Genomic DNA, 22895 nt, shown 5'->3' with positions numbered 1-22895 from the left:
CTTATGAAAGGCATTGTTTTAGCCGGTGGTTCCGGTACTCGTCTGTACCCCATCACCAAAGGAGTTAGTAAGCAGCTTCTTCCCATTTTTGATAAACCGATGATTTATTATCCGATTTCGGTGTTGATGCTTGCCGGTATCCGTGAAATCTTGATTATATCTACTCCGGATGATCTTCCTGCTTTCCGACGTTTACTGGGAGATGGTTCTGATTACGGAATACGTTTAGAGTATGCGGAACAACCTTCTCCGGATGGTTTGGCTCAGGCATTCATTATTGGTGAGGAATTCATTGGGAGTGATTCGGTCTGTTTGGTGCTTGGAGATAATATCTTCTATGGGCAGAGTTTTACCCGTATGCTGAATGAAGCTGTACGTATGGCAGAGGTGGAGCAAAAGGCAACGGTGTTCGGTTATTGGGTAAGTGATCCGGAACGTTATGGAGTGGCTGAATTTGACAAAGAAGGAAATGTCTTGAGTCTGGAAGAGAAGCCTGAGGAACCGAAGTCTAATTATGCAGTGGTAGGGCTTTATTTCTATCCGAATAAGGTGGTGGAAATAGCAAAAAAAATAGAGCCCTCTGCACGCGGAGAATTGGAGATAACGACAGTGAATCAGGAATTTCTCAAAGATCAGGAACTGAAAGTCCAGTTGCTAGGTCGTGGTTTTGCCTGGTTGGATACCGGTACGCATGATTCTTTAAGTGAAGCATCTACTTTTATTGAAGTGATAGAAAAACGTCAGGGATTGAAAGTAGCTTGTTTGGAAGGAATTGCTTTGAGACAAGGTTGGATCAGTGCCGATAAGATGCGTGAATTGGCAAAGCCCATGCTGAAGAACCAGTACGGACAGTATTTGTTGAAAGTGATACAGGAACTTGGTTTGAAATGAATGTAATAAAGACTGCTATCGATGGGGTTGTTATCCTCGAACCCCGTATTTTTAAAGATGACCGGGGATATTTCTTTGAATCTTTTAATCAGAGGGAGTTTGAGGAAAAAGTATGCAAGACTACATTTGTCCAAGATAATGAAAGTAAATCGAGTTATGGTGTACTTCGTGGTTTACATTTTCAACAGGCCCCTTTTGCTCAGAGTAAATTGGTGCGTGTAGTGAAAGGAGCGGTATTGGATGTAGCTGTTGATATCCGTAAAGGATCTCCTACATTTGGACAACATGTGGCAGTAGAGTTGACGGAGGATAATCATCGTCAATTTTTCATTCCCCGTGGGTTGGCACATGGATTCAGTGTATTGAGCGAGGAAGTCGTTTTTCAGTATAAGTGTGATAATTTTTATGCTCCGCATAGTGAGGGTGCCATTACCTGGGATGATCCGGATTTGGGTATTGACTGGCGTATTCCGGCAGATCGTGTGATTCTCTCGGAGAAGGACAGCAGGCATCCCCGGTTGAAAGATTTAAATTTATGATTCTCTCTTCTTTGGTACATACCGATTTTCAGCCTTATTTACTTCCTAATACGGATGCATGGGCTTTGCCTGGGGATAAGGCGTTGGAATTGTTGGTTTATCTTGAACAGCAAGGTGTCAGGCAGATCTACTGTGTACCTCCGGTAAAGGTGGAAAATGAAGGGAATGTTTTTTCTTTTCTGAAAGATGCCTTTCAATATTTACAGCAGCAATACTCCGGTAATATCTCTCTGCGTTTGTCGGCAAGATATCGTTTGGATGAAGGATTTCCGGCTTTGTTGGAGAAGGGAGATTTGTTGACGATAGGAGGGTGGAAGGAGTTGCTGGTAGATGTGTCTCCTTTACAACAGCCGGAAGGACTCAGTGAGATGATTCATGCCATCTGCCAGTCGGGTTATATTCCTGTCCTGATGCAACCGGAACGTTCGCTTTATTGGGGAACGGAAGACTATCTGCACTTGCGGGAATCGGGATGCAGGCTGATGCTGAATCTATATTCCTTGTTCGGTTACAATGGTGACGGAGCGTTGAATTACAGCCGTATGTTGTTGAGAAAGGAGTGGTATACATATCTCTGTTCGGGTAGGGAGGATACGAAAGTGATGCGTTATGGTGAATCGTTTTCGATAGAGGATGATGATGATTTGGCGATGAAATTGCAGGAGATAGAAAGAAACAGCAGGCTGTTGTGGTCTGCTACGGAAAACGGGTAACGGCGGTTATTCGTGTTTTAGGCGGCAGCCGGGATTACCGTAACAGGTGATTCCGGCTGTTTTTATATAATATCTTTGAGCCTCTTGAGGAATCAATATCTACTGATATGCTCAGGTATAAATTAACGCAACTATATACTTTATTGTACCAACGATTGTGTATAATGACTGGTTGAACTTCATAAAAAAAATAAAGGATAGTTCAATATTCCAGAGTTATTTCATTTAGAACTTGACACATCCTTTTATCACTTCAATCAATATCCCGTTTTAATATTGTATGTTAAAAATCAAGATGATTCATTATATCATTGATAGTTTCATCGATTTTCAAATATGCTCTTCTTGCACATTCATGGAGTTGCATTATCGAATCATAATCTTCATCTCCTTTAAATGCGGATATACTATCAATGGCTTCTCCTTCATCATTCCAAATAACAAAATCCACATATGTCATATCAGTTGTATCATCCTTCCAATTATCTGTTGTAATTGTACCAGAACCAACTGATGTTTGGAATTCAGTCTGTCTACTTGTCTTCTTCCATGATATTTTCTTCATATTTGTGCCCAGTATCAATTTATCTATCAGGGCTTGATAATTTTGTGGGATCATAATTTTTGATATTTTAGTTTACTTTCTAATTCGGCTAAATACGTTGTCGCATTTTCTAAATTCTGATGAATCACTTTAAAATCAAGTTGATGTTGATTCATTATATATTCATTAATATTCGCAATATCAATACCTAAATTAGTGATATGGTTTTTTAATATTTTTTGTTTCTCTATTTCTTTGATTAATCTTCCATTTTGACTTATTTGTATTAATGCCAATTTTAAGTCTCTCATTCTTATCAACGCAGGTTCTAACTTGGAAATAAGAATATAATTTTCTATTTCGCAAATTATTTTAATGGTTTTAGAAATATCAGAATAGGATAAATACTGATTCACCTCTGAGATGTTTTGTTCAATAGATTGTTGCGTAATCTCGGCTATTTCTTTGACAGATCTTATCTGCAAATAAGAAATCCATATACCAAATAGAGAAGCATAACTACCAACTATTGAAATATATGTGATAATATTGAGTTTATCTCTATAGCAGTAAGTTATCATGCATAATGTAAAAACCATGATAATACCAATTGCTATTTTAATCTTATTATTCATCTTCATTATTTGATGGTAGCAAATATATGAATAATTTTATTAAAAATAGAATATTGAGTTTATATTTTCATAATTCTCTTCCGTAAATTGCTTAATTAACTGTTACAGTTTTCTTTCAAGACAATACGAAGGGCATGCCAGTTTTCCAGCATACCCTACTAATACTTTGATATGTTATTCGAGAACTATGGCATATCGCAAAGATTCTATTGATAAATGCAGACTCCGTTTAAGCGTACACTTTCTTTTTTATTTATTGTTCAGTTTACAGCATTAGCAGAACTAGCAATATAACCATTATACCCTACAGCAATATATTTCCCATTACTATAAGCGACGCTTTCCCACAATTCACTATTACTTGAAAATATTTTTGTTGCCCAATTTATGCCATCTGTAGAATATACAATATAGCCATTATTACCAACCATTACATATTTGTCATTACCATAAACAGTACTCTGCCACGAACTTGATCCCACGGTCTTAGATGTCCGATTAATTCCATCAGTAGAATAAGCAATATATCTTCCATCACCCACTACTATATATTTACCATTGCCATATGTAGCACCATATAAATAACGACAAGAAACTTGTTTTGTCGTCCAGTTTACACCGTCTGTGGAATAACAAATATAACTAATACTACTACTGCCACCTACTGCTATATATTTTTCGTTGCCATATGTCATTCCATATAAATACATACCTATTACTTGTTTGGCTGTCCAGTTTACACCATCGGACGAATACCCAATAGAATTATCGCCACTAACTGCTACATATTTCCCATTGACATAAGTAATATCATTTCACGCACAGTTACTACTTACTTGCTTAGATGTCCAGTTCATTTCATCTATGAAGTATGCAATATATCCACTACGTCCCACAGCTACATATCTTCCATTACCATAAGTAATATTTTGCCAATTAATTGTTCCTATTATTATATTTATATCTCCTGTTTTAATTTTAATAATGTCATTGGCAGATGGTGAAGCAATAGTTTCATCTGGTTTTTCAATGGGAGGTGTTACTGGTTCATCTATTTCTTCCTTGTCGCATCCAATTAACGATAAATTGGTGCAAATCACCATCACATAAAAGTTTTTTGTTTTCATATTTTGATGAATTATCCCGCAACTACTGGGATGAGATTATATGAAGAAAACGAGTTGTACCTTTGGCATTTTCTCCTTCTATTTTAGATTTCTACTTTTTCTATGTAACCAGCATTTCTCGCTATTATTACATAATTGGGACTAATGAAACTTTCTTCCATCACTAACTGCCTTGTGGCATATGTACTAACAACCTTTAGTCCCGCATTCTCAATTTCACTTCTTGTCGGACATCGGGTTAGTTCCGAACGAAATGCACCGGCTTTGAGTGTATTACAAAACGCTCGTGTTGAGATTTTACCCATAGGTTTCTCCTTTCTTTAATAATTAATATTTGATATATGTATTATGGACTTTTTGAGAAGAGTTTTTGAAATTTTGCCTTTAGGGGAGCATCAAATGAGTAGATACAAGAAAAGGGTACAAATATGCTCTTTCTCTTTGATTGGTAGGGCTCTGGCAAGCCCGAAGTTCAAATAAGAAAAAGCAGTCTGCATCCTCAGTTAAGGATACAAACTATGCTTAGACTCATTATTTTGAATTTCATTTTAAAATTTTTCAGATTTTACCAAATCAAATAATTGTCTGCAAGTTATGCAATATGTCTTTTGGAAATTATATCTGTTCTTATACTTCCTTTTTTAATTAGTGTAAAAAGTAAATGAAAAAGGAGGAAACAGACAAACATCTCAAAGACAATATCACAGACTACTTATATAATTGTTTTCCATTTTATTCCCACGTCTATTCTGGTTTCATCAGCAACTCTCCATAGTACAAGCGTTCCGTTGGTTGCTGTAAGAATAGCTTAAGCGTTCTCCGTCGGAAATTTTGTAGGTACTGTATCTAAATGCTGATTCTTTACAATACTTCGGTAGATGTTTGGGGCTCATTACATAATAAACCCCTGTAATCATCCTTTTAAGATGGCCCCGGAATCCTCCGATTGAGTTAGTATGGAAACCTTTCTTGTTTACATAGATACCTAAGCTATGTTGTACAACCTCATGTGTATAACTATCCTTTACACTGTGGTAACCGCTCCAGCTATCAGAAATAACAGTAGAACCTTTTTTGACCAATCGGTCTATAATACCCCTTAAGTCTTTAGCATTTGCATCTTCAATAACTTATGCATAAACTTTTCCTTTGGACAATAAACCCATAACAATGGTTTTCTGTGCCAAAGAATGTCCCATACTCTTTTTACCGCTTTTATGATTCTTGCGCCTTTGGTCTTTCTCGCTGGTTCTGCCACCGGCATAGTTTTCACCAACTTGCGTATGTTCTTCAAAAGTCGCATCATCGTCCTTTATGTTATGAAGGATGCGATGTAACATAAACCATGATGTCTTTTGAGTTACATGTTAATTGAGCACTACTAATTCATCTTTTGTAGGTCAAAAACACACTAATAGCATAGAACCATTTCTTCAACGGAAGATTGGAATCCTCAAACATAGCTCTTCGGCATCAAGAGTTTCTATAATATCAAGTAATGAATGGAATGTTTCCATGTGTACAATTATTGATTAATAGAGAAATTATACATGCAATGGGAGGATAATTTCAGTTTTAGAGAAGAATCTTAAGAATTTTCACAAGAAAACTTTATAACTCCAGATTATCATGTGATTAGATGTACTGAAATATCAGTTTTTATTTGTTTTATGAGAGTAAATACATATTCTATCAAATCAAAATTGTATTGAAATGGAAACATTTACAGAAATCCTGAATGAAATGTTAGAAAATGCGTTGCAGATAGAAATTGCTAAATTGGCAGACAACTAATCAGAAGAGAAACAAGAAGAAACAACAAATGAAGAAAACGATTAAGTTTTCTCGAAAATTGGTTGAAATCAGATGTTGTAGAATGGCATAATTTAATAACAATAAATCTTATTTTTTTCAGAGTAACACAACCTATTTCATCTTGATACGTTACATTTGTACCATTATGAAAAAAAACCACCGTCATAGTGCCAAAATGACAGTGGCTTTGATAGACCTCAAAATCGTGCTAATACACGATAAGGATGAAAACATTTACACTTTACTCCACGGATGTCAGACAAAGGCATCCGTTTTTATTTGGAGTTTAATCCCCCTTTTTATGAATATGGGGTTTCAAAGATGGTGTATTTCCTGGGGTCTGCTTGTTGTCTCTTTGACGACGGTCAGGTTTTCCTGTGGAAATAGCAATTCTTTTTGGACCTGTTTTGATACCCATAATAACATTTTTCCTTAGTTAAACATGTGAATTTTCCTTTTCAACGGAAGGAACTCCGCCATCTTGATTTCAGAAAGATAGGTGTAAACTGCCGTTATATCCCAAAAATGAATTTTAAGCAAAACGGAATGCCGATGACACTGATAAAACTTTCAAAAACAGTGCCAATTAATATGAATAATCTTTAATGCCACAATGTCTGTCAGTTTGGCAGATATTGTGGCGTGTTTTGTGTTTCTTCTGCTAAATCAAGAGAATAAGTACGGCGAGTAAAAGTAAACCTTTGGATGAACTCTTTATTATTGGTACAACTAATCATTATACACAATCGTTGGTATAATAAAGTATATAGTTGCGATAAGTAATTATCATGGGAAATATCCGTTACTTTGCTGAGAAGTTCTGTACTCACCCTGCCATAATAGTAGGAAGGTTGTAACATTTAAAGGTAATACCTTATTGGCAGGATCAGGAACTGATAGAGAAGGTCGATCTGGATAGTGCCGTTAAGTGATTGCGCTATCTGGCAATTCCGGTTCCATCACGATTGGGACCGGAGAATTAGGAATAACCGAATAATATGTGTATATTTGCCGTTACTAACATTGGGTTTATACTGAAATCTTCTTTGTGCGTGATTGTTTTCCGCTTCATTCTGCGGCTTATGGCATTCCCCAATCGACATCATTATTTGCTGCTTTGTTCAGGATAAAAGCATCGCGCCTATGTGCTGCTGGCATTCGGCGTAGCGTATGATCTGGATATAATGATGAAATCGTTTGTTTATTGGTGTGTGTGACATAAAACTGCCTATCCGGCAATCAACATGTAAAAGAACAGGCGGTATTGATTCAGACATAAAATTATTGAATGGTAAAAAAAATAACAACAAGTAAACGTGACCGGGAGAAGCTAAAGGAGCAGAAACGTAAGGAGAAGCAACAACGTAAAGAGGAACGCCAAAGTAACGGTCCGAGTTCTTTTGAGGATATGATTGCATATGTCGACCAGTTCGGTGTTTTGCATTCAGTGCCGCAGGAAAGGCTTGAGGAAGAAGTGGATGCCTCTCATATCGAGGTTTCTGTACCCAAACAAGAGGATGTGGAAGTGGCTCCCCTTATGGGACGTATCGAGTATTTTAATGCCGCGAAAGGCTATGGCTTTGTGAAGGATGCGGATAATGGCGAAAAGTATTTCTTCCATATCTCTTCTGCCCCTACGACAATTGCGGAAGGTGATAGAGTGACATTTGAAATAGAGCGCGGTATGCGTGGAATGAACGCTGTACGAATATCAATAGTGACTGAATAGCAAGAACTTTCCGTAGCTTTATTTCCAGACCAAAATCGCACCTTGATGTTGAATTTTGCTTGAAATGAACGCTTTATAAGAATTTTGTTTGAACTTAGGTTATACAAAAAATGAAATACCAAAGCGATGATCCTCTTCTCCGGTATCGATATAGTGATTTAAAAAACGATATTGATGCCGAAGAAGAGGCAGATATTTTATCCAGGGGGGGACGAAGGCTTCGGTAGTTAGTAACTGTTTACCATGTCTTCGGGTACGCAGATGTAAAAGTCTGCCAAGCCTTTATGGTCGTCATCCAGTTTCCGGATGGACTCTTGACGTACCGAGGTTACCGTCACTATACTCGTATTGGGGCGGTAACGGAGCAGATAAGGGATGATGCCTCCCTGTCGGTTGGAATGATAACTGCCGTTGATATGCAGGAATTTATTTTTGATATTACGGGCTATGAACCATCCCATTGTAGCATCTTTTATGGCTTGTGCCTGTGCCAACTTCCGATTGTCGCCGGCCCGGCGTCCTCCCATCATATTCATCATACTGAAAGCTGCTGCGCTTTGGGCTTCATCATATTCGAAATCGATCGGTAAAGGAGCTATATATCGTTTGGCTTCCTCGGATAACGAGTCGAGTGCTTCGAACCCTTTATTTTTTACAATGTTGGCGTAGCGTCTCGGGATATTGGTTGCAATGAACGGAATGTGATGTTCTTTGGCAAAGAAAACAACCGGATAATAGTCAGTCCGGTAATTATCCCATAGACGGGCTTCGGCCTCAAAGCGGTCGTAAGAGATCTTTTGCTGCATGTATTCGTCAAAAATCAGTTGATTGTCACTTTCGAACATTTCGGCTCCCAGCATCAGTTGATCTTTATGAATGTTATAGATGGAACGGGTTATTTCGAATTCCAGCCAATGGGTGATGGGGCAGTTATGCAGTTCCCCGAGGAAGATAACATCATAGCCGGAGAGTCGTTTGATTAATTCTCCGTAGCTGATTTGTTTTCCTGTGTTGTCGAACAGGGTATAGGCCGGTTTGTCCTTATCATCCTGAGAGAAGGCTGACTGCTGAAGGAAACAGCACAGGCAGAGCAGGCATGAAATCTGTTTAATGGTTTGAAGTATCATTTTTCAGTTTGTTTTTGCTTAAATATAAAAGGATATAATTCTCGGTATCCAGATAGCGACGGAATGCTTCGCGGAGCATGGCGGGAGTGATGCTGTCGAGACATTGTTCGTAGTGATCGAAGTCGCTGATGGTTTCACCGTTTTTTAGTAAACCGACCAGGGCGGTTCGCCAGGCAGAAGGTGATTCTTCGTTTAACGCTTCGCGTTTGGCTATCAGAAATGAACGTTTAAGGGTATTCAGTTCTTCATTATCCACTTCTTGCTGTTTTAATTGGTGGAGAATCTCTTTCAGCAACTGTTCTATTTGAGGCATGTTATCGTTATCGGCGGATGCATTGATGTCAAAGTAGAAAATTCCTTGTGGGATGCCTTCATACATTAATGAAATGTAAGGAGAGTAGACAAGGGATTTTTGTTCTCTGAGGACGGAGATCAAACGGTTGCGAATAAGGTCACGCATCAATTTTAAAGTGAGTGTGTTTTTTAATCCCGGTTGATAGTGGCCGGGGAGAAGATAGTCGAACAGTGTCTGAGTGTCATTATCATTGGGAAAGCCTTCTATATGCTTTCTGACTGGAAAATTGAAATGCGGATAAGAAAATCGGGACAAATGTGACGAAACAGGAATACGTCCGAAAACGGAGACAAACTGCTGCATGAGAGTGTCCGCATTGAAATTGCCGCAAATGACATAGGTGGTTCCTTGGGGATTCGTATAGAGCTTTTTATAAAAAGCTGCGATGGAATCCAGATTCAGATTTTTGATTTGTTCGGACGAAAGCTTTTGGGAAGAGCGGGCGAAACCGGTTCCGGTCAACTCGTTTATGCGGGCAGATAATAACCGGTCAGGACTTCGTTGAAGCATTTTCTCCAATATCGTTTCTTTGTCTTGATTTTCTAAAAGGTCCTGGCGTATTTCCTCAAATTCGTCATATTTTAATTCGGGATCGAATATCTTTTCATAAATCAGATTGAATAGCTCGGGAGCATTTGCAGTGGGAGACATGCCTATGAAGCCATGCCAGTGATTTTCGACTGCCATGGAAAGTGAGATTTCTTTCCGGAAGAGGTAATCGGACAAAACTTGTCCATCTACTTTTGCGATATCTCCCATATCTATGTATCCGGCAAATCCCTCTAATAAAGGATATTCTTCATCGGATAGGGAAGAAGTGCCGAAAGGGGCAAAAGAAGTGATCAGCAGGGTGGAATCTGCTTCGAGGGTAGGTTTGAGGACTAACCGTATGCCGTTCTTCAGTTCTACTTCACGAATCCTGTTTTGCGGATATTCTGTTTGTCGTAATACGGATGCAGGATCGAAAGGAAAACGGGCTGCCAGACATGGAGGAGTCTCAATGTCGATCTCTTCTTGTTTTTCAGGACGGAAATAAAGAAAGGGAGTGCATTCGACTTGCTCGCCTTGGGCCCATGCCGACGCTATTTCGGTTTCCGATAACGGGGCTCCCAGTCCCGGATGGGTTGAACAGGCTACTAATAGAGTTTCTTCACGGTAAGACATCCACTCCTTGAGCAATGTTTGCAAAGATTGGCCGGAGACACGGGACATGGCTTCTTTGAGTTGCTGCTGTTGGGATGGATCGGTCAGATAGCGGTCTCCCGATATAACGTAATCGGCAAAATCGTCACACCACATGGAGGAAGGACGTGACGGGGCATCGGTGGACAATTTCATCCGGCGGCAAAAATTGTTTTTAATATCTTGTAATTCGTCCTCTTGCCATCCGTTGCGTATCAGATCATTCAACAGAGATACGGTTGTAGAAATAGATGTAAGTATTTCTTTTCTGTTTTCTCCTTCCACTGTCAGAACAAAATGGTTCTTGTCACTTAAATACCATTGGTCTGTAACATCGGTCTTTAGTTTTCGTGCACGGAATCGTGAAGAAATGGCACTGACGAGCAGGCGCCCTTTCTCCTTTGCTATGGCGTCTTCCATGGTACGCTCTACTGTGCAAGGGTGTGGAATCATTAGTTCGACCTTTGTACGGGGTTGCAGAGAGTCTCGTATGGAGGCCAAATGAATTCCCCGGGTGTACTCTAACGGGTAGTTCCGGAAGTCATTGACCGGACGTCCGGGCAAGGATTTGAAACGTTCTTTGATTTTAGATTCGATCTCCAGGGGAGATATGTCGCCTACAATGACCAATGTTGCCAAAGAGGGCACATACCATTTATGATAATAATTTTTGAGCACCTGCGGGGTGACCTTGCGGATATCGTCTGTTGTGCCCAAAGGCATACGGTGACTGAATATGCCTTGTCCGATTTTGAGCGGATAGAAATCGTCTTCCGGGTCGAATCCGCGTAGTTCTTCAAGAATGATTCCTTTTTCATTCTCTACTTTTTCCGGATCTATAGTGACACCGTCCAACCAATCGTGCAGGATTAGTAATGAACGATCGAGAGCTTCGTCTTTGGCAAAATCGGTGGGAACTGCGAACATATAGATTGTACGGTCGAAACCGGTGAAAGCGTTGATATCTTGTCCGTACTTCATTCCTAAGGACTCGAGGTACTCTACTAAAGAGCGTTTAGGAAAATGACGGGTACCGCCGAAAGTGATGTGTTCGAGGAAGTGGGCACAACCTTTCTCTTGCTCTGTTTCTTGTACGGAACCTACCCGCATGATCAGCCTGAACTCTACTCTGGATGCCGGAGAAGCATTGTGCAGGATAAGATAGTGCAGTCCGTTGGGAAGGCGTCCCTCTACCGTTCCGGGTGGAAGAAGGATTGGAGTGGATTGCGGGCAGGCTGTATATGGGAGCATAGCAGCTATGAATATAGCTGCTATGTATAAATATCTGTTTTTATTATTTCTTTTCATAAACTACGGTTATGCGTGTATATCCTCCGGCGTTAGCATGGCTCAGGAGAAATTGATAAGTCATTTTATCTGTGGCAAAGTCTATGTTTCCGGTGGATTTGATAAAGTTTTCGGGGGTATCATAGTAGTCGGAATTGACAAGATCGTAGCAGTTGAGGTAGTAAGCCGGATCTGCGGAAGCTCCCTGGTCATTGATCTCTTTAATTTCTGCGTTTCCACTTTCCAGGAGCTTGTTTTGACGGTCTAAAGCACTGAATTGGTAGGTAAATGGAACGATGGTAATAGGAGCTCCATAATAGTTTTTTCCCGGACCCAGATATTCCAGCCGGGTTGAAGTGGAAGTGATGTCTTTGAGTCTGATTGCATCCAATGATACGGCAAATGTCTCTTTACTTTCTTTATTCCAGTTGAGTAGTTTCATCAGTTTTTGCGGTTCCGGCTGTTGAGTCCAGAATTCCGGATCTGCTACGGTCTCGGAACGGAGTACAAAGTATAAATATTCGGTCAGTCCGAATGGATTGTCTGTCATTTTTAATACCGGCATGTCTTCTGTGGCCTGCTCACTGAGAGTGATGACGGTCTTGCCATCATATTCTTTCGTAAATGCTGCTGCAAAGGGTTGGAGATACCCATCTGCAGGGCTTTGCACAGTGGTATGGCAAGAGAGGACTCCGAGCCATTTATTCAGGTCAATGCCGTATTTGGTCTTATAACCTTTGATTAACGCTTTTTGCTGAGGGGACAATTCCGGAATTTTAGGGTTAGGCTTGACACGTACCTGCAATGTTTCGTTTAACATTAAATTATCGGTGGGGAATTGAGAAATTCCGACCTGAAAGTATGTATCCTCGGTTAATAAATTCTTTTGGTTGGAAACTACTTCGAATGTTGCAGAACGTTTTCCGGCTTTAATCGTGACGGGATTGTTCTCTAATTTTAGAACTCCGTTTTTATCATCGGGCAATTCAAAGTTGAGTACGAGGTCCTGTTCACAGGTCAATGTTAAATCTACATTTACTGTTAATGGAATGTTTTCGGACTCGGTAATAACCGGGGGGTCGGCAGACAGGTAGATTTTGTTGATTCCTGTATATTTATTTTCTTCTCTATCGTCTTTGCATGACGTGAAAGCAGGCAGTAGGCAGATGCCTACTGTGTAGATAAACAGTTTTTTCATTCTAGTTTTCATTTAGTTTAGTATTTTGTTTATTTTTCGATTTTGGTCCATCCTGCATTTTGCGATATATTTTCATTATATAGATATTCGCCTTTCGGAATGGGGAAAAGCCAGCGGTAATCATCTGGTTTGATTGGTTTATTTTTCATTGTGGCAGAGAGATTCCAATCGGAAAGCAGGCTTTTCCGATAGCGCTTTAAATCAAAGTAACGTTCACCTTCACCGGCAAATTCTTTCCACTTTTCCTGAAGGATAGCTTTCAATAGGGGAGCGCCGGAAAGTGATGTGTCAAGCAAGGGAGCTTCACGTTGGGCCAGGTAGTTGTTTATTACTTCCAGGGCCAATGCATCGTGACCTTTCTGGTCTTGACAATAGGCTTCGGCAAGAATAAAACAGATGCCGGATACACGAAGTTTGTTGATATATTGTATAGGCTTATAATTCCAGTTCTGTTTGTTGTATTTTCCCAGATATAGTACCGGTAAGGTCTCGCCGATGCTTTCACCAGGCATTTCTTGGGGATAGACCGTTGCTTCGTAACGGATGTCATTGGCAGTATATAATTGGGTGAGTGTGGAGTTGATCGTGAAGTAGTCTCCTTTCTTCCTTTCGTAATTCATATCGGTATAATATGAATTGGTGGTATGCAGAGAAAAAATACATTCCTCGCATGGTTCTTGTTCCCATAGTTTTTTATAATGTACGGGGGCCAGGACATCGTATGCATTGGTTGAAGACAGGATTTTTAAGGCATATTCTTCGGCTTTATCGTAATTTTCGGCATAGAGTTCTAAGGCTGCCAATAGATAATAAGCACTTTGCCGGGAAAACCAGTAGACCTGTGAAGGACGGTTGTCTACGGTAACTGCTTCGGTCAGCAATTGGCGGATAGCATTCACACATTCACTGATGCTCGAGCGTTTTAGAAAAGCAAGTTCGAACCGCTCTTTTAAGATGATTCCGTCTTTTTCGGGACCTTCCGGATAGGTGGGGGCAAAAAGTCTGAGCAGATTGAAGTAACAATACGCTTTTAGGGTTTTCGCTTCGCTAACGATACATTGCAACTCTTGCTTGTCACTGTCTGAAATAGGGGATACATAATGGATGCGCTCCAGTACCGTATTGGCTATGGCTATGGCTGAGTAATATTTTTCCCACAGAGAGTTCGATAAGTCCTCCATCGGTTTAGGATGCCATTTATACAGGTTATTCAGGTCGGCATTCAAGTTTATTAAAAAAGTAGGCTGGAAGTCGTCGCTCAATACGGATAAACTGAATTCCGGTTTGGGAATTGCATCATAGGCTGATGCCAATAGTTCGCGTGCGGCAGTTACTGTGGTAATGGCATCCGGATCTGAATACTGATTCTCGTAGGGGATATTGAGCGAACAGGCTGCACAACTGAATATCAATATGCAACAGATTTGTACTTTGCGTATTGGGCGTTGGAAATTATTTATTATTGGGTTCAGGTTCATATATTACTTGTATTTAGAAGGTCAAACTAAGATTGATGGTTAATACGGGCTGCATAGCTCCGGCCAATGAACCTGTTTCGGGATCGGACTCTTTATAAGGAGTAATCATAAAAAGGTTGGATGCCTGAAAGGCGATATTGGCATATTTTATGAAATGACAATTTTTCTCCAGAAAGGTGTGTGGAACCCGGTAGCGTAGCGACAACATGGCCAATTTCAGATAATCGCTTTTCCCGACGGTTTCTGTATTGGGTTGTTGGAGTGAAGCATTGGCAGGAGATATGTAAAATGGAGAATGGTATATTTTTCCTTCATCTCCTCGGTGGAACCACATGTTTTCTAATTGCTTTTGAATGGCATTCTTATTGGCACTGTCGGCTGAACGGACATAAGAATAATTGTAGGGTTTAATGCCGCCGAACACATAGTAAAAGTCCATATCCAAATCGAAATTCCGATAGGAGAAATTCAGGTTGAATGTACCGCTATAGGGAGGAGTGCTATGTCCTAAAACGATGAAGTTTTCTCTGGCCGGATTTTGTGTCGGGGGAATTTCACTTCCATCGGCTCCTTGAAATACCGGAAGACCGGTGATAGGGTTTATGCCTAATGACTTCAGCCCATAAAGCATGTTATAAGCTTTTCCGACTTCATAGTCGGGAGTCAGGGCGGTTTCGCTGGTGTATAAACGGTCGGTATAGTACAGGCTGATTACCTTATTACGGTTGTAGGCCAGTGAACCGCGTAAAGATACACGCCAGTCCGGTGTATCGAGCACTTTTATTGCGGCGTTCAGTTCATAGCCTTCATTGCGTAATACACCGATGTTACGTTTCATGGTATTGAAACCGTTGGAAAGGGGGATGGGGACGTCCAGCAGTGCATCACTCGTTTCGCGGCGGTAGAGATTGAGACCTAATGTCAGCCGTTTGAAGAATTCGATGGATAGACTGAAGTCTGTTGTGGAAGTCTGTTCCGGTTTCAGATCGGTATTATAAAATCCGAGTAACTGTAGCAGACGGGCATTTCCGTAATAATTGGTGGAGTAGCTGAAGGTGCCGATTGTGGCGGAGGCAGATACTCCGGATAGGTTTGCCATACGTCCATGGGAACCTTTCAGGTTCAGGAGAGTGATGACCTTATTATTTTTCAGGAAAGGGTATCGGCTGAGGGTCCACCCCAAGCCTACGGCCCATGCTGCATTCCAGCGCTTGTCTGGAGGGAGAACGGAAGAAGCGTCGGCTTTGTAAGTAGCAAAAAGGTCATAGGTGGAATCGAAACTGTAGCCCATGACTACCCCGAATCCTAACTGAGCCGTTTTGTCCAGAAGCGAACTGGCTGTCGGCTTCCGGGCTCCGGTGATGGAGTGGTTGATTGCGTTTAGTGACATTTGTGTCCCCACTCCGTATCCGGTGGCAGATATGTTATCTGTCTGGGTCAGGTAGTAGTCCATGTTCCCACCGATTGTCAGGTCGTGTCTTCCGGCGAATGTCTTGTTGTAAGTGATACGTATATTGGAGGAAATATTGGTCGTTGTATTTTTTTCTTTTGTTAATTTTCCACGTTCGGCTATCGCGATTCCCATTTCCCGCTCTGCTATAGACGTGGAAGGAACAAGCGTAAGGGCTTCGTTCAGAAGGAAATCGATACCGGTCACTGCATCTATCTCCAAACCTTTGAATGGTCTTAAGTTGAAACTTCCGCTTACTCCGCCACGTTTATCGGTAGATTTACTATGGTATTGGCTCATCAAATCATTTAATGTGTATTCGGATGATTTTTCGGAGTAGGAGATTAATTTACCGGTTTTGGTTTCATAAGGGTTAAGTTGATAAATCAGATCTGTAGGGGAATGGGTACTGCCGTTGGGAGTATCGGTTGCCGAATAACCTGCATCGGTGCTTAAGGAAAAATATCCCCAGTTTCCCAGTTTCTGATCGAGGCTCATACGGGCGGTGAAACGTTGAGTGTCATTACCCGGTACTCGTCCTCCCTGCTTGGCATAATTGGTGGATATATAATAAGATGTCTTATCTGTTCCTCCTTTTATGCTAAGGTTATGACGCTGGTAGATGCTACGATGTATCAGTTCATCAAACCAGTCGGTATGGATATTCTTTAATGAGTCGAGTACTTGTTGTCCTTCTGCGATCAGCTCGTCGAGGTTGGGGGCGGTAGCATAATATTTCCGATAGTAATCTTCACTGTATCGATATCCCGGAGTCGATATATTCTGTAAACGTCTTTCTAATTCTAACTTTTCTTCGCTATCCATCATCTTGACTCCTCTGCGTCCACGGGTGGTGATACCTATATTGAAACTGTAACTGGTGGTTAGTCTTCCGTCGGGATTGCCACGCTGGGAGGTGATTTCTATTACACCATTGGCTGCTTTTATTCCGTATAAGGCACAAGCCACAGCATCTTTCAGAACCTTTATTTCCTGAATATCGGCGGGATTAAGAGTCATGAAGGCATCAGATGATATTACTTTGCCGTCCATGACGTAGAGGGGTTCGTTAGCCATATCTCCTTTACGGAAAGATGAATTGCCTCGAATACGAATTTCCGGTTTGGAGCCCAGGTCGCCGGTATTGGTAATAATCAGGCCGGGTACGGCTCCTTGTAGGGCGAGGGACATATCGATCATGGGCTTACTGTTGAGACGTTCTACGTCGACTCGTTGTACAACGCCGGATTTGGCACGAATATCCAATTCGTTGATATTCTGCCGGGCAACGATGACCACTTCATCCAGTGCTTTGGGATCTTCTTGCATGGCTGCATCTTGTACCTTCTGACCGGTGTATTTCACACGTATCTCTTTCATTCCTATGAAAGAGAAAAGAATTAGATCGTTTTCTTTCCATTTGCCACGTAACAGATAATGCCCGTCGGTATCTGTTACTGTGCCGAATTGGGTACCCTTAATGCGGATAGTGGCACCGGGAAGCGGTCCGTTTTGATGATCCGTAACTGTTCCTGTCAATACAATATCTCTTTGCTGAGCATGACTAGTAAGGGTGGAAAGGGTGATAAAAAAAGAAATGATTACTGCTTTCATATTAGCGTTCTATCATATGTACTCAAATGTTTCGGGGGACAAAGATAGATACTATGAATAGTCTGTGTAATCGCTACACATAATGAACTTGTTTCTGAAAATACCTAAAAATTGCTATCTTTATTTTAATTTGAACTCCGTATTATTGGGGAAATTCATGAGATGAAGAGTGAGAGCATGGAGAGGCGGTCGATCATTGATAGCGACAGGATAGTGGGGAATAATCGGGACGGCCTTTTCGGAGGGGATAAAAATAGATAGGACGGAAAGAGTTCACCACAGATTGACGGATGGGACAAATAAATACGATAGCTTGTGAGCTGTATTTTGTGTGATCCGTTAATCCGTGGTGAAACAGACAGTTGGGGTGCTTTATTATCTTTGTTTTTCCGCAGCCTCTTCTTGGGCTTTCTGTTCCATTTTTCTTTTCACAAATTCGATTTTCAGGTTGGCTTCTTCTTTCTCTTGCTGAATCTGACGTATGGATGAAAGTAATTTGGCCAACTCGTAAGTACCGACGAGTGCTTCACGGTCGGAAGGAGTCATGGTAGTGGAGAATTTCCGTTCGCCGAGATACTCGACACGGATATTTTTCTTATCGCGGTTCATGTAGAGGAAACTGAGGACGTTGCCGTCTTCTCCCATTTTGTAGTCGGCTTTTTCGATTTTTTCTCCCAGATCGGTAGTCTCGTAGCTGTCGTTGGAGGCTGGGGTTTCGGCAAAACTTCCGTCCGGTGCTATCACTTTGACGGCTACGTGGTGGATGTTGCTTGGTCCGCAGTAGATAGACGTCAGTGTCATTACTCCCTGTTCGTTCACCTGAAAACGGAGGAAAGAGCGGTGCAGGTTCTTCTCTACGGTCTGGGTAGGCCAGAAGTAGTTACCGATTTTTTGGTATTCTTCGTTTTTCTCGAAAGTATATTTGTTCTTGATCGCTTCGAATTCTTCCTGTTTGACCTGAAGCATGCTGTCGAGATAAACCAGGCTTTCCTGTTGCTCTTTCAGTTCGACTTGTTGCATCAACTTGATGCCCTCTTTACGGGTGTCGAAAGCTTTAGGATAGAGAATTTTAATACTGTCGATCTGCAACTTGGCTTCGTTGTAGTCGTTATGCTCAAAGGCTGCACGGGCAGCGGCAAGCTTTTCACCCGCTTTCTTTTCGATGCTGTCACCACAAGCTGTCAGTAGTGACAATGTACATGTCAGGACAATCAGTTTCTTCATTTTGTTGTTCTTTGTTATAGAGGGCAAAAATACAAATTTAGAGTGAAGAGTGGAAAGTGAAGAGCGAAAAGTTGTACCTTTGCAGACTGATTAGCTATAAAGAGGGTATGCCAAAAGCGTCAGAGGGCTTAGGCAGGCCTTTTTCAATAACTGTAAAAAAGATAAATAAAAGATGATAGAGTTGACTCAGGAGGAATTGAAGCAGCATTTCAGTGAGCCCATTTTCGGTCAGATCTCAGAGACGGCTGATGCGTTGGGATTGGAGTGTTATGTGGTAGGCGGTTATGTCCGTGACATTTTTCTGCAACGTCCTTCTAAAGATATAGATGTAGTAGTGGTGGGGAGTGGCATTGCGATGGCCGAAGCGTTGGGAAAACGTTTGGGACGCGGTGCGCATGTCTCTGTTTTTAAGAATTTCGGTACGGCCCAGGTGAAGTGTCACGGTACGGAGGTGGAGTTTGTAGGTGCCCGGAAGGAGTCGTATCAACGGGATTCCCGTAAACCGATTGTGGAGGACGGGACGTTGGAAGACGATCAGAATCGCCGGGACTTTACGATCAATGCACTGGCTGTCTGCCTGAACAAAGGGCGGTTTGGAGAACTGGTCGATCCGTTCGGCGGCATGAATGATTTGAAGGAGAAGATCATTCGTACTCCTCTCGATCCGGACATAACGTTCAGTGACGACCCCTTGCGCATGATGCGCTGTATCCGTTTTGCTACCCAGCTGAATTTTTACATCGATGATGATACATTTGAATCTCTTTGCCGTAACAGAGAACGGATTGAGATCATTTCACGTGAACGCATTGCCGACGAATTGAATAAGATCATGCTTTCACCTATACCTTCGAAGGGTTTTATCGATCTGGACAGGAGCGGGCTGTTGGAATTGATTTTTCCTGAATTAGTGGCTTTACAGGGAGTAGAGACCCGGAACGGGCGTGCCCATAAGGATAATTTCTATCATACGCTGGAAGTACTCGACAATATCAGCAGAGTGACGGATAACCTTTGGCTCCGTTGGAGTGCTCTGTTGCATGACATTGCTAAACCGGTGACTAAACGTTGGGAGCCGAAAGCGGGATGGACCTTCCATAATCATAATTTCATCGGTGAAAAGATGATTCCGAATATCTTCCGGAAGATGAAGCTGCCGATGAACGAGAAGATGAAGTATGTACAGAAGATGGTGAGCCTGCACATGCGTCCCATTGTGATAGCGGATGATGTGGTGACGGATTCGGCTGTACGGCGTCTGCTTTTTGAAGCCGGAGATGATATAGACGATCTGATGACGCTTTGTGAAGCGGATATAACTTCGAAAAATATGGAACGTAAACAGCGCTTCCTGAATAATTTTCAATTGGTGAGGCAGAAATTGAAAGATCTGGAGGAAAAAGACCGTGTCCGTAACTTCCAGCCACCTGTGAGTGGGGAAGAGATTATGGAGGTGTTCAATCTGGGACCTTGCAGGCAAGTGGGCTCGTTAAAAAGTGCTATAAAAGACGCTATTTTGGACGGAGTGATTCCCAATGAATACGAAGCCGCCTATGCATTTATGCTTCAAAAAGCCGAAAAAATGGGATTGAAACCCGTACAAAACAAAGAGGTTTAGATGCAATAAGTTTTTGTTTTTAGTGATCTCCGGGGATTCATGCCGGAAAGGATTATATATGCCATAGAGCAGTTTTGTAACGGTTTTCCGTTACAAAACTGCTTTTTTTATCTACTCTTTCTGTCTATTCTTTTTTCATTTCTGTGTATAAACAACCAAACTTTCGAGAAAATAAAAAAAAAGGAAGTTTCTGTTAGTGATAGATTGCGGAATAAGTGCTTATTTTGCAAAACACTATTAAACATAAACTAAATCATTTTAAGGTATGAATAGGATGAAATGTGGATTTTACACTTACAGAGGTATTGCTTTTTGTTTTGTAGCCGCGATGTTCTGCGGACAAACAATGGCACAGGTTGTAGAAAAAAGGGGATTCGACTCTCAGAAAAAGATTAATGCATTTGATAACACGACTTTTTGTACTGCTTATTTGTCTGACGGAGCCCTGTATACCATGCGCGATATCGCTATTAATGATGTGCGAAAAATTGAGCGTATTGTGTTTAACCCGACGGGAAGCTCCATCGCTCTGTTGAGGGCGAAGAATCCGATAAGTATTTACTCTTTTCGCGACAGGAATAAGAAGCTTTTCGAACTGAAGGAGAAACGTAAGAAATTGAAGGCTAAACCGATGCCGGTGTCGATGTGCTATTCTGCTGACGCCCGTAGTTTTATTGTGGGTAACTCGTTGGGAGAAATTGTGATTTATGATACGAAAGAATATATGCCGTTAGCTTATATTCAGGGGGAGGCTCCGGCCACTGCCCTGGCCATGAGCTCGAACAATTATTTTATCGCCGCCGCGGCAGGACAGAATATTAATATCTGGAATTTCCAGACAAAGGAGTTGAGAAAAGCGATTCCTATGCCGGCAGTCGTTAAAGAGGTGACTTTCTCTCCGGATGCTGCATTGCTGGCTGTAACTACAGATGACAATCACTTGACCATTATCGATACGAAAAACTGGGATAAGGTAGATATATTTGATAAGCTGGGAGGAACACTCAGTTCTCCGTCATTCCATCCGGAAGGAAAATATATCAGTGTGGTGAAAGATGGAAAGAATATAGAGATCATCAACCTGAAGAATGGTGTTGTGGAACAAGATATCGTTGATCCTACAGGCGGTGTTACCGGTGGGCGTTTCTTTAAGAACAACCAGAACAGCGAGGTATTTCTGCTGACCAATCGTACGAAACAAATGGTCTTCTGGGATGCAAACGGACTGAACCCGTTCTATGGTAAGATTATGGGTAGGGAAGTGGATGCCAAGATGAACGAATGGGTGAAGATGATGCAGGGAGAATCGATGGAAGATTATGCGATTCGTGTAAACGATGAAACCCGTATCAAACAGCAACAGCTGTTTGCTCAGGAAGTTGCTACGGCATTGGCGGGTGACCGTATTTCTATGGATAATCCTTTTATAGATGGTTATGATGCTTCGAATAATATGTTGAATATCGGTTTTAAGGGACTGCCGTCTATCGGACTGGAAGTTCCCTCCAATGAAGCGGGCGACTTTAAAGATGGTAAGATGAAATTCTCGAATGCCGTATATGTGCTGAATGATAAAGATGAATTTGAGTTGGCCTATGTTGAAGTTACCAACGAAACGACGAACAAGGTTTATATTTATGATAATATCGGACGTACAAAACTGACTGCTCTGGAAGCAGATGAAAACTTTGTTCCTCTGGAAATTATGCAGCAGGCTACCCGTGAGGAAGCACAATTGGCCGAGATCAAAGAACAGGTCATCGAGGAGAAAAAACAAGATAAACTGATCACTGATAATACGCAGATCAATGTGAAGACAGAGGTAATCCCGGGAGTGGATGCGAATGGTAAAAAGATTCTGAACTACAAGGTGGGTTACCAATATGAAGTGATCAATAAAGAGTTTTCGGCTAAGGAAGACTTCCCGTCGGGAGGTTATAATATCGAACGTTCGAATGCAGCCATGTCATTGATGAAGATTATCAAGAATGCGTTTGAAGGTGACTTTGCCAAATATCTTTCTGAAGGTAAGCAGGTGAAGGTGATTATTACGGGATCGGCAGACGCAGCCCCGATTCGCGGACGTCTGGCTTATGACGGACGTTATGGAGAATTTGTGGACGAACCTTATTATAAGGATGGCAACCTCGATAATATCACAGTCACCAAGGCCGGAGGAATCACTCAGAATGAACAGTTGGCCCTGATGCGTGCAGCAGGCGTAAAGACTTATATTGAGAAGAACGTGACAACATTGGGTAATACAAAGAACGAATACGAATATCATGTGGAAGTAGCCAAAGAGCGTGGTGGAGAATTCCGCAAGATCAACGTAGAGTTTGTAATTATGGATGCATTTCAACAATAAA

Annotated in this window: 18 protein-coding genes; 6 read left to right on the top strand and 12 right to left on the bottom strand. The window is 41.5% G+C overall.

Going from position 1 to position 22895, the window contains the following annotated elements; genetic code table 11:
• The first annotated feature begins 3 nt into the window (after positions 1-3).
• From rfbA to BSHG_RS19020, 3 genes are read left to right on the top strand one after another with little or no spacing between them, the layout of a single operon-like run.
• Positions 4-891, top strand: coding sequence for a glucose-1-phosphate thymidylyltransferase RfbA (gene rfbA, locus BSHG_RS19010; RefSeq protein WP_008657385.1), 888 nt, complete (start codon positions 4-6; stop codon positions 889-891).
• Complete coding sequence (gene rfbC / locus BSHG_RS19015) at positions 888-1430, top strand: dTDP-4-dehydrorhamnose 3,5-epimerase (RefSeq protein WP_005817306.1); 543 nt, start codon at positions 888-890, stop codon at positions 1428-1430. Before rfbA ends, rfbC begins: the two co-directional genes overlap by 4 nt.
• The gene (locus BSHG_RS19020; RefSeq protein WP_008657380.1) at positions 1427-2143 is read left to right on the top strand and encodes a CpsB/CapC family capsule biosynthesis tyrosine phosphatase; all 717 of its coding nucleotides are present in this window, start codon (positions 1427-1429) and stop codon (positions 2141-2143) included. Before rfbC ends, BSHG_RS19020 begins: the two co-directional genes overlap by 4 nt.
• A gap of 283 nt (positions 2144-2426) precedes the next feature.
• On the opposite strand, the gene BSHG_RS19025 is transcribed toward BSHG_RS19020, so the two are convergent.
• From BSHG_RS19025 to BSHG_RS20855, 6 genes are all read right to left on the bottom strand, one after another.
• The gene (locus tag BSHG_RS19025; protein WP_008657378.1) at positions 2427-2762 is read right to left on the bottom strand and encodes a hypothetical protein; all 336 of its coding nucleotides are present in this window, start codon (positions 2760-2762) and stop codon (positions 2427-2429) included.
• On the bottom strand, positions 2759-3322 hold the full coding sequence (locus BSHG_RS19030; RefSeq protein ID WP_008657376.1) for a hypothetical protein: 564 nt from the start codon (positions 3320-3322) through the stop codon (positions 2759-2761). The genes BSHG_RS19025 and BSHG_RS19030 overlap by 4 nt, the downstream gene beginning before the upstream one ends.
• A gap of 260 nt (positions 3323-3582) precedes the next feature.
• Entirely contained in the window at positions 3583-4032 is a 450-nt protein-coding gene (locus BSHG_RS20865) for a hypothetical protein (RefSeq protein ID WP_050443367.1), read from the bottom strand.
• A 105-nt stretch (positions 4033-4137) separates the two neighbouring features.
• Entirely contained in the window at positions 4138-4449 is a 312-nt protein-coding gene (locus BSHG_RS20860; protein WP_050441111.1) for a hypothetical protein, read from the bottom strand.
• A gap of 758 nt (positions 4450-5207) precedes the next feature.
• Positions 5208-5576 (bottom strand): IS1595 family transposase, encoded by a 369-nt coding sequence (locus BSHG_RS23740; protein ID WP_080690292.1) that lies wholly within the window; start codon positions 5574-5576, stop codon positions 5208-5210.
• 3 nt (positions 5577-5579) lie between these two features.
• Positions 5580-5789, bottom strand: coding sequence for a hypothetical protein (locus tag BSHG_RS20855; protein WP_050441110.1), 210 nt, complete (start codon positions 5787-5789; stop codon positions 5580-5582).
• Between the two features lie 1763 nt (positions 5790-7552).
• Between BSHG_RS20855 and BSHG_RS19040 the strand changes: the two genes are divergently transcribed.
• Positions 7553-7993 carry a cold-shock protein gene (locus BSHG_RS19040; RefSeq protein ID WP_008657369.1) on the top strand — a complete coding sequence of 147 codons (441 nt, stop codon included), beginning with the start codon at positions 7553-7555 and terminating at the stop codon, positions 7991-7993.
• 227 nt (positions 7994-8220) lie between these two features.
• Here BSHG_RS19040 and BSHG_RS19045 read toward each other — a convergent pair whose 3' ends face one another.
• The 6 genes from BSHG_RS19045 to BSHG_RS19070 form a co-directional block, all read right to left on the bottom strand.
• Positions 8221-9120, bottom strand: a complete 900-nt coding sequence (locus BSHG_RS19045; protein WP_005817301.1) for a ChaN family lipoprotein — start codon at positions 9118-9120, stop codon at positions 8221-8223.
• Positions 9101-11965 carry a M16 family metallopeptidase gene (locus BSHG_RS19050; RefSeq protein WP_005817299.1) on the bottom strand — a complete coding sequence of 955 codons (2865 nt, stop codon included), beginning with the start codon at positions 11963-11965 and terminating at the stop codon, positions 9101-9103. Before BSHG_RS19050 ends, BSHG_RS19045 begins: the two co-directional genes overlap by 20 nt.
• Positions 11952-13142, bottom strand: a complete 1191-nt coding sequence (locus BSHG_RS19055) for a DUF4929 domain-containing protein (protein ID WP_008657363.1) — start codon at positions 13140-13142, stop codon at positions 11952-11954. The genes BSHG_RS19050 and BSHG_RS19055 overlap by 14 nt, the downstream gene beginning before the upstream one ends.
• A 29-nt stretch (positions 13143-13171) precedes the next feature.
• Positions 13172-14620: a RagB/SusD family nutrient uptake outer membrane protein gene (locus BSHG_RS19060; protein ID WP_008657361.1), complete on the bottom strand. Its 1449-nt coding sequence runs from the start codon at positions 14618-14620 to the stop codon at positions 13172-13174.
• A 13-nt stretch (positions 14621-14633) separates the two neighbouring features.
• A complete protein-coding gene (locus BSHG_RS19065; RefSeq protein WP_008657360.1) occupies positions 14634-17684 on the bottom strand; it encodes a SusC/RagA family TonB-linked outer membrane protein in 3051 nt (1016 codons plus the stop codon).
• A 375-nt stretch (positions 17685-18059) separates the two neighbouring features.
• A complete protein-coding gene (locus BSHG_RS19070) occupies positions 18060-18908 on the bottom strand; it encodes a hypothetical protein (RefSeq protein WP_008657359.1) in 849 nt (282 codons plus the stop codon).
• Positions 18909-19080: 172 nt separating this feature from the next.
• On the opposite strand from BSHG_RS19070, the gene BSHG_RS19075 reads away from it, so the two are divergent.
• Together BSHG_RS19075 and BSHG_RS19080 are read left to right on the top strand one after the other, a co-directional pair.
• Entirely contained in the window at positions 19081-20526 is a 1446-nt protein-coding gene (locus tag BSHG_RS19075; RefSeq protein WP_005802427.1) for a CCA tRNA nucleotidyltransferase, read from the top strand.
• A gap of 265 nt (positions 20527-20791) precedes the next feature.
• Entirely contained in the window at positions 20792-22894 is a 2103-nt protein-coding gene (locus BSHG_RS19080) for a WD40 repeat domain-containing protein (protein WP_008657356.1), read from the top strand.
• The last annotated feature ends 1 nt before the right edge of the window (position 22895 follow it).

The organism is Bacteroides sp. 3_2_5 (assembly GCF_000159855.2).
Taxonomy (GTDB): Bacteria; Bacteroidota; Bacteroidia; order Bacteroidales; family Bacteroidaceae; genus Bacteroides; species Bacteroides fragilis.
The sequence above is the reverse complement of the archived record's forward strand: the minus strand, read 5'-3'. Positions and strand labels throughout refer to the sequence as shown.

Coding starts and splice junctions, on each gene's coding strand:
- BSHG_RS19050 (WP_005817299.1), bottom strand. CDS start 11,965: ATGAAAAGAAATAATAAAAACAGATATTTATACATAGCAGCTATATTC.
- rfbC (WP_005817306.1), top strand. CDS start 888: ATGAATGTAATAAAGACTGCTATCGATGGGGTTGTTATCCTCGAACCC.
- BSHG_RS19055 (WP_008657363.1), bottom strand. CDS start 13,142: ATGAAAAAACTGTTTATCTACACAGTAGGCATCTGCCTACTGCCTGCT.
- BSHG_RS19045 (WP_005817301.1), bottom strand. CDS start 9,120: ATGATACTTCAAACCATTAAACAGATTTCATGCCTGCTCTGCCTGTGC.
- BSHG_RS20860 (WP_050441111.1), bottom strand. CDS start 4,449: ATGAAAACAAAAAACTTTTATGTGATGGTGATTTGCACCAATTTATCG.
- BSHG_RS19030 (WP_008657376.1), bottom strand. CDS start 3,322: ATGAATAATAAGATTAAAATAGCAATTGGTATTATCATGGTTTTTACA.
- BSHG_RS19075 (WP_005802427.1), top strand. CDS start 19,081: ATGATAGAGTTGACTCAGGAGGAATTGAAGCAGCATTTCAGTGAGCCC.
- BSHG_RS19065 (WP_008657360.1), bottom strand. CDS start 17,684: ATGAAAGCAGTAATCATTTCTTTTTTTATCACCCTTTCCACCCTTACT.
- rfbA (WP_008657385.1), top strand. CDS start 4: ATGAAAGGCATTGTTTTAGCCGGTGGTTCCGGTACTCGTCTGTACCCC.
- BSHG_RS19020 (WP_008657380.1), top strand. CDS start 1,427: ATGATTCTCTCTTCTTTGGTACATACCGATTTTCAGCCTTATTTACTT.
- BSHG_RS19040 (WP_008657369.1), top strand. CDS start 7,553: ATGGTAAAAAAAATAACAACAAGTAAACGTGACCGGGAGAAGCTAAAG.
- BSHG_RS20855 (WP_050441110.1), bottom strand. CDS start 5,789: ATGTTACATCGCATCCTTCATAACATAAAGGACGATGATGCGACTTTT.
- BSHG_RS19080 (WP_008657356.1), top strand. CDS start 20,792: ATGAATAGGATGAAATGTGGATTTTACACTTACAGAGGTATTGCTTTT.
- BSHG_RS19060 (WP_008657361.1), bottom strand. CDS start 14,620: ATGAACCTGAACCCAATAATAAATAATTTCCAACGCCCAATACGCAAA.
- BSHG_RS19070 (WP_008657359.1), bottom strand. CDS start 18,908: ATGAAGAAACTGATTGTCCTGACATGTACATTGTCACTACTGACAGCT.
- BSHG_RS19025 (WP_008657378.1), bottom strand. CDS start 2,762: ATGATCCCACAAAATTATCAAGCCCTGATAGATAAATTGATACTGGGC.
- BSHG_RS20865 (WP_050443367.1), bottom strand. CDS start 4,032: ATGTATTTATATGGAATGACATATGGCAACGAAAAATATATAGCAGTA.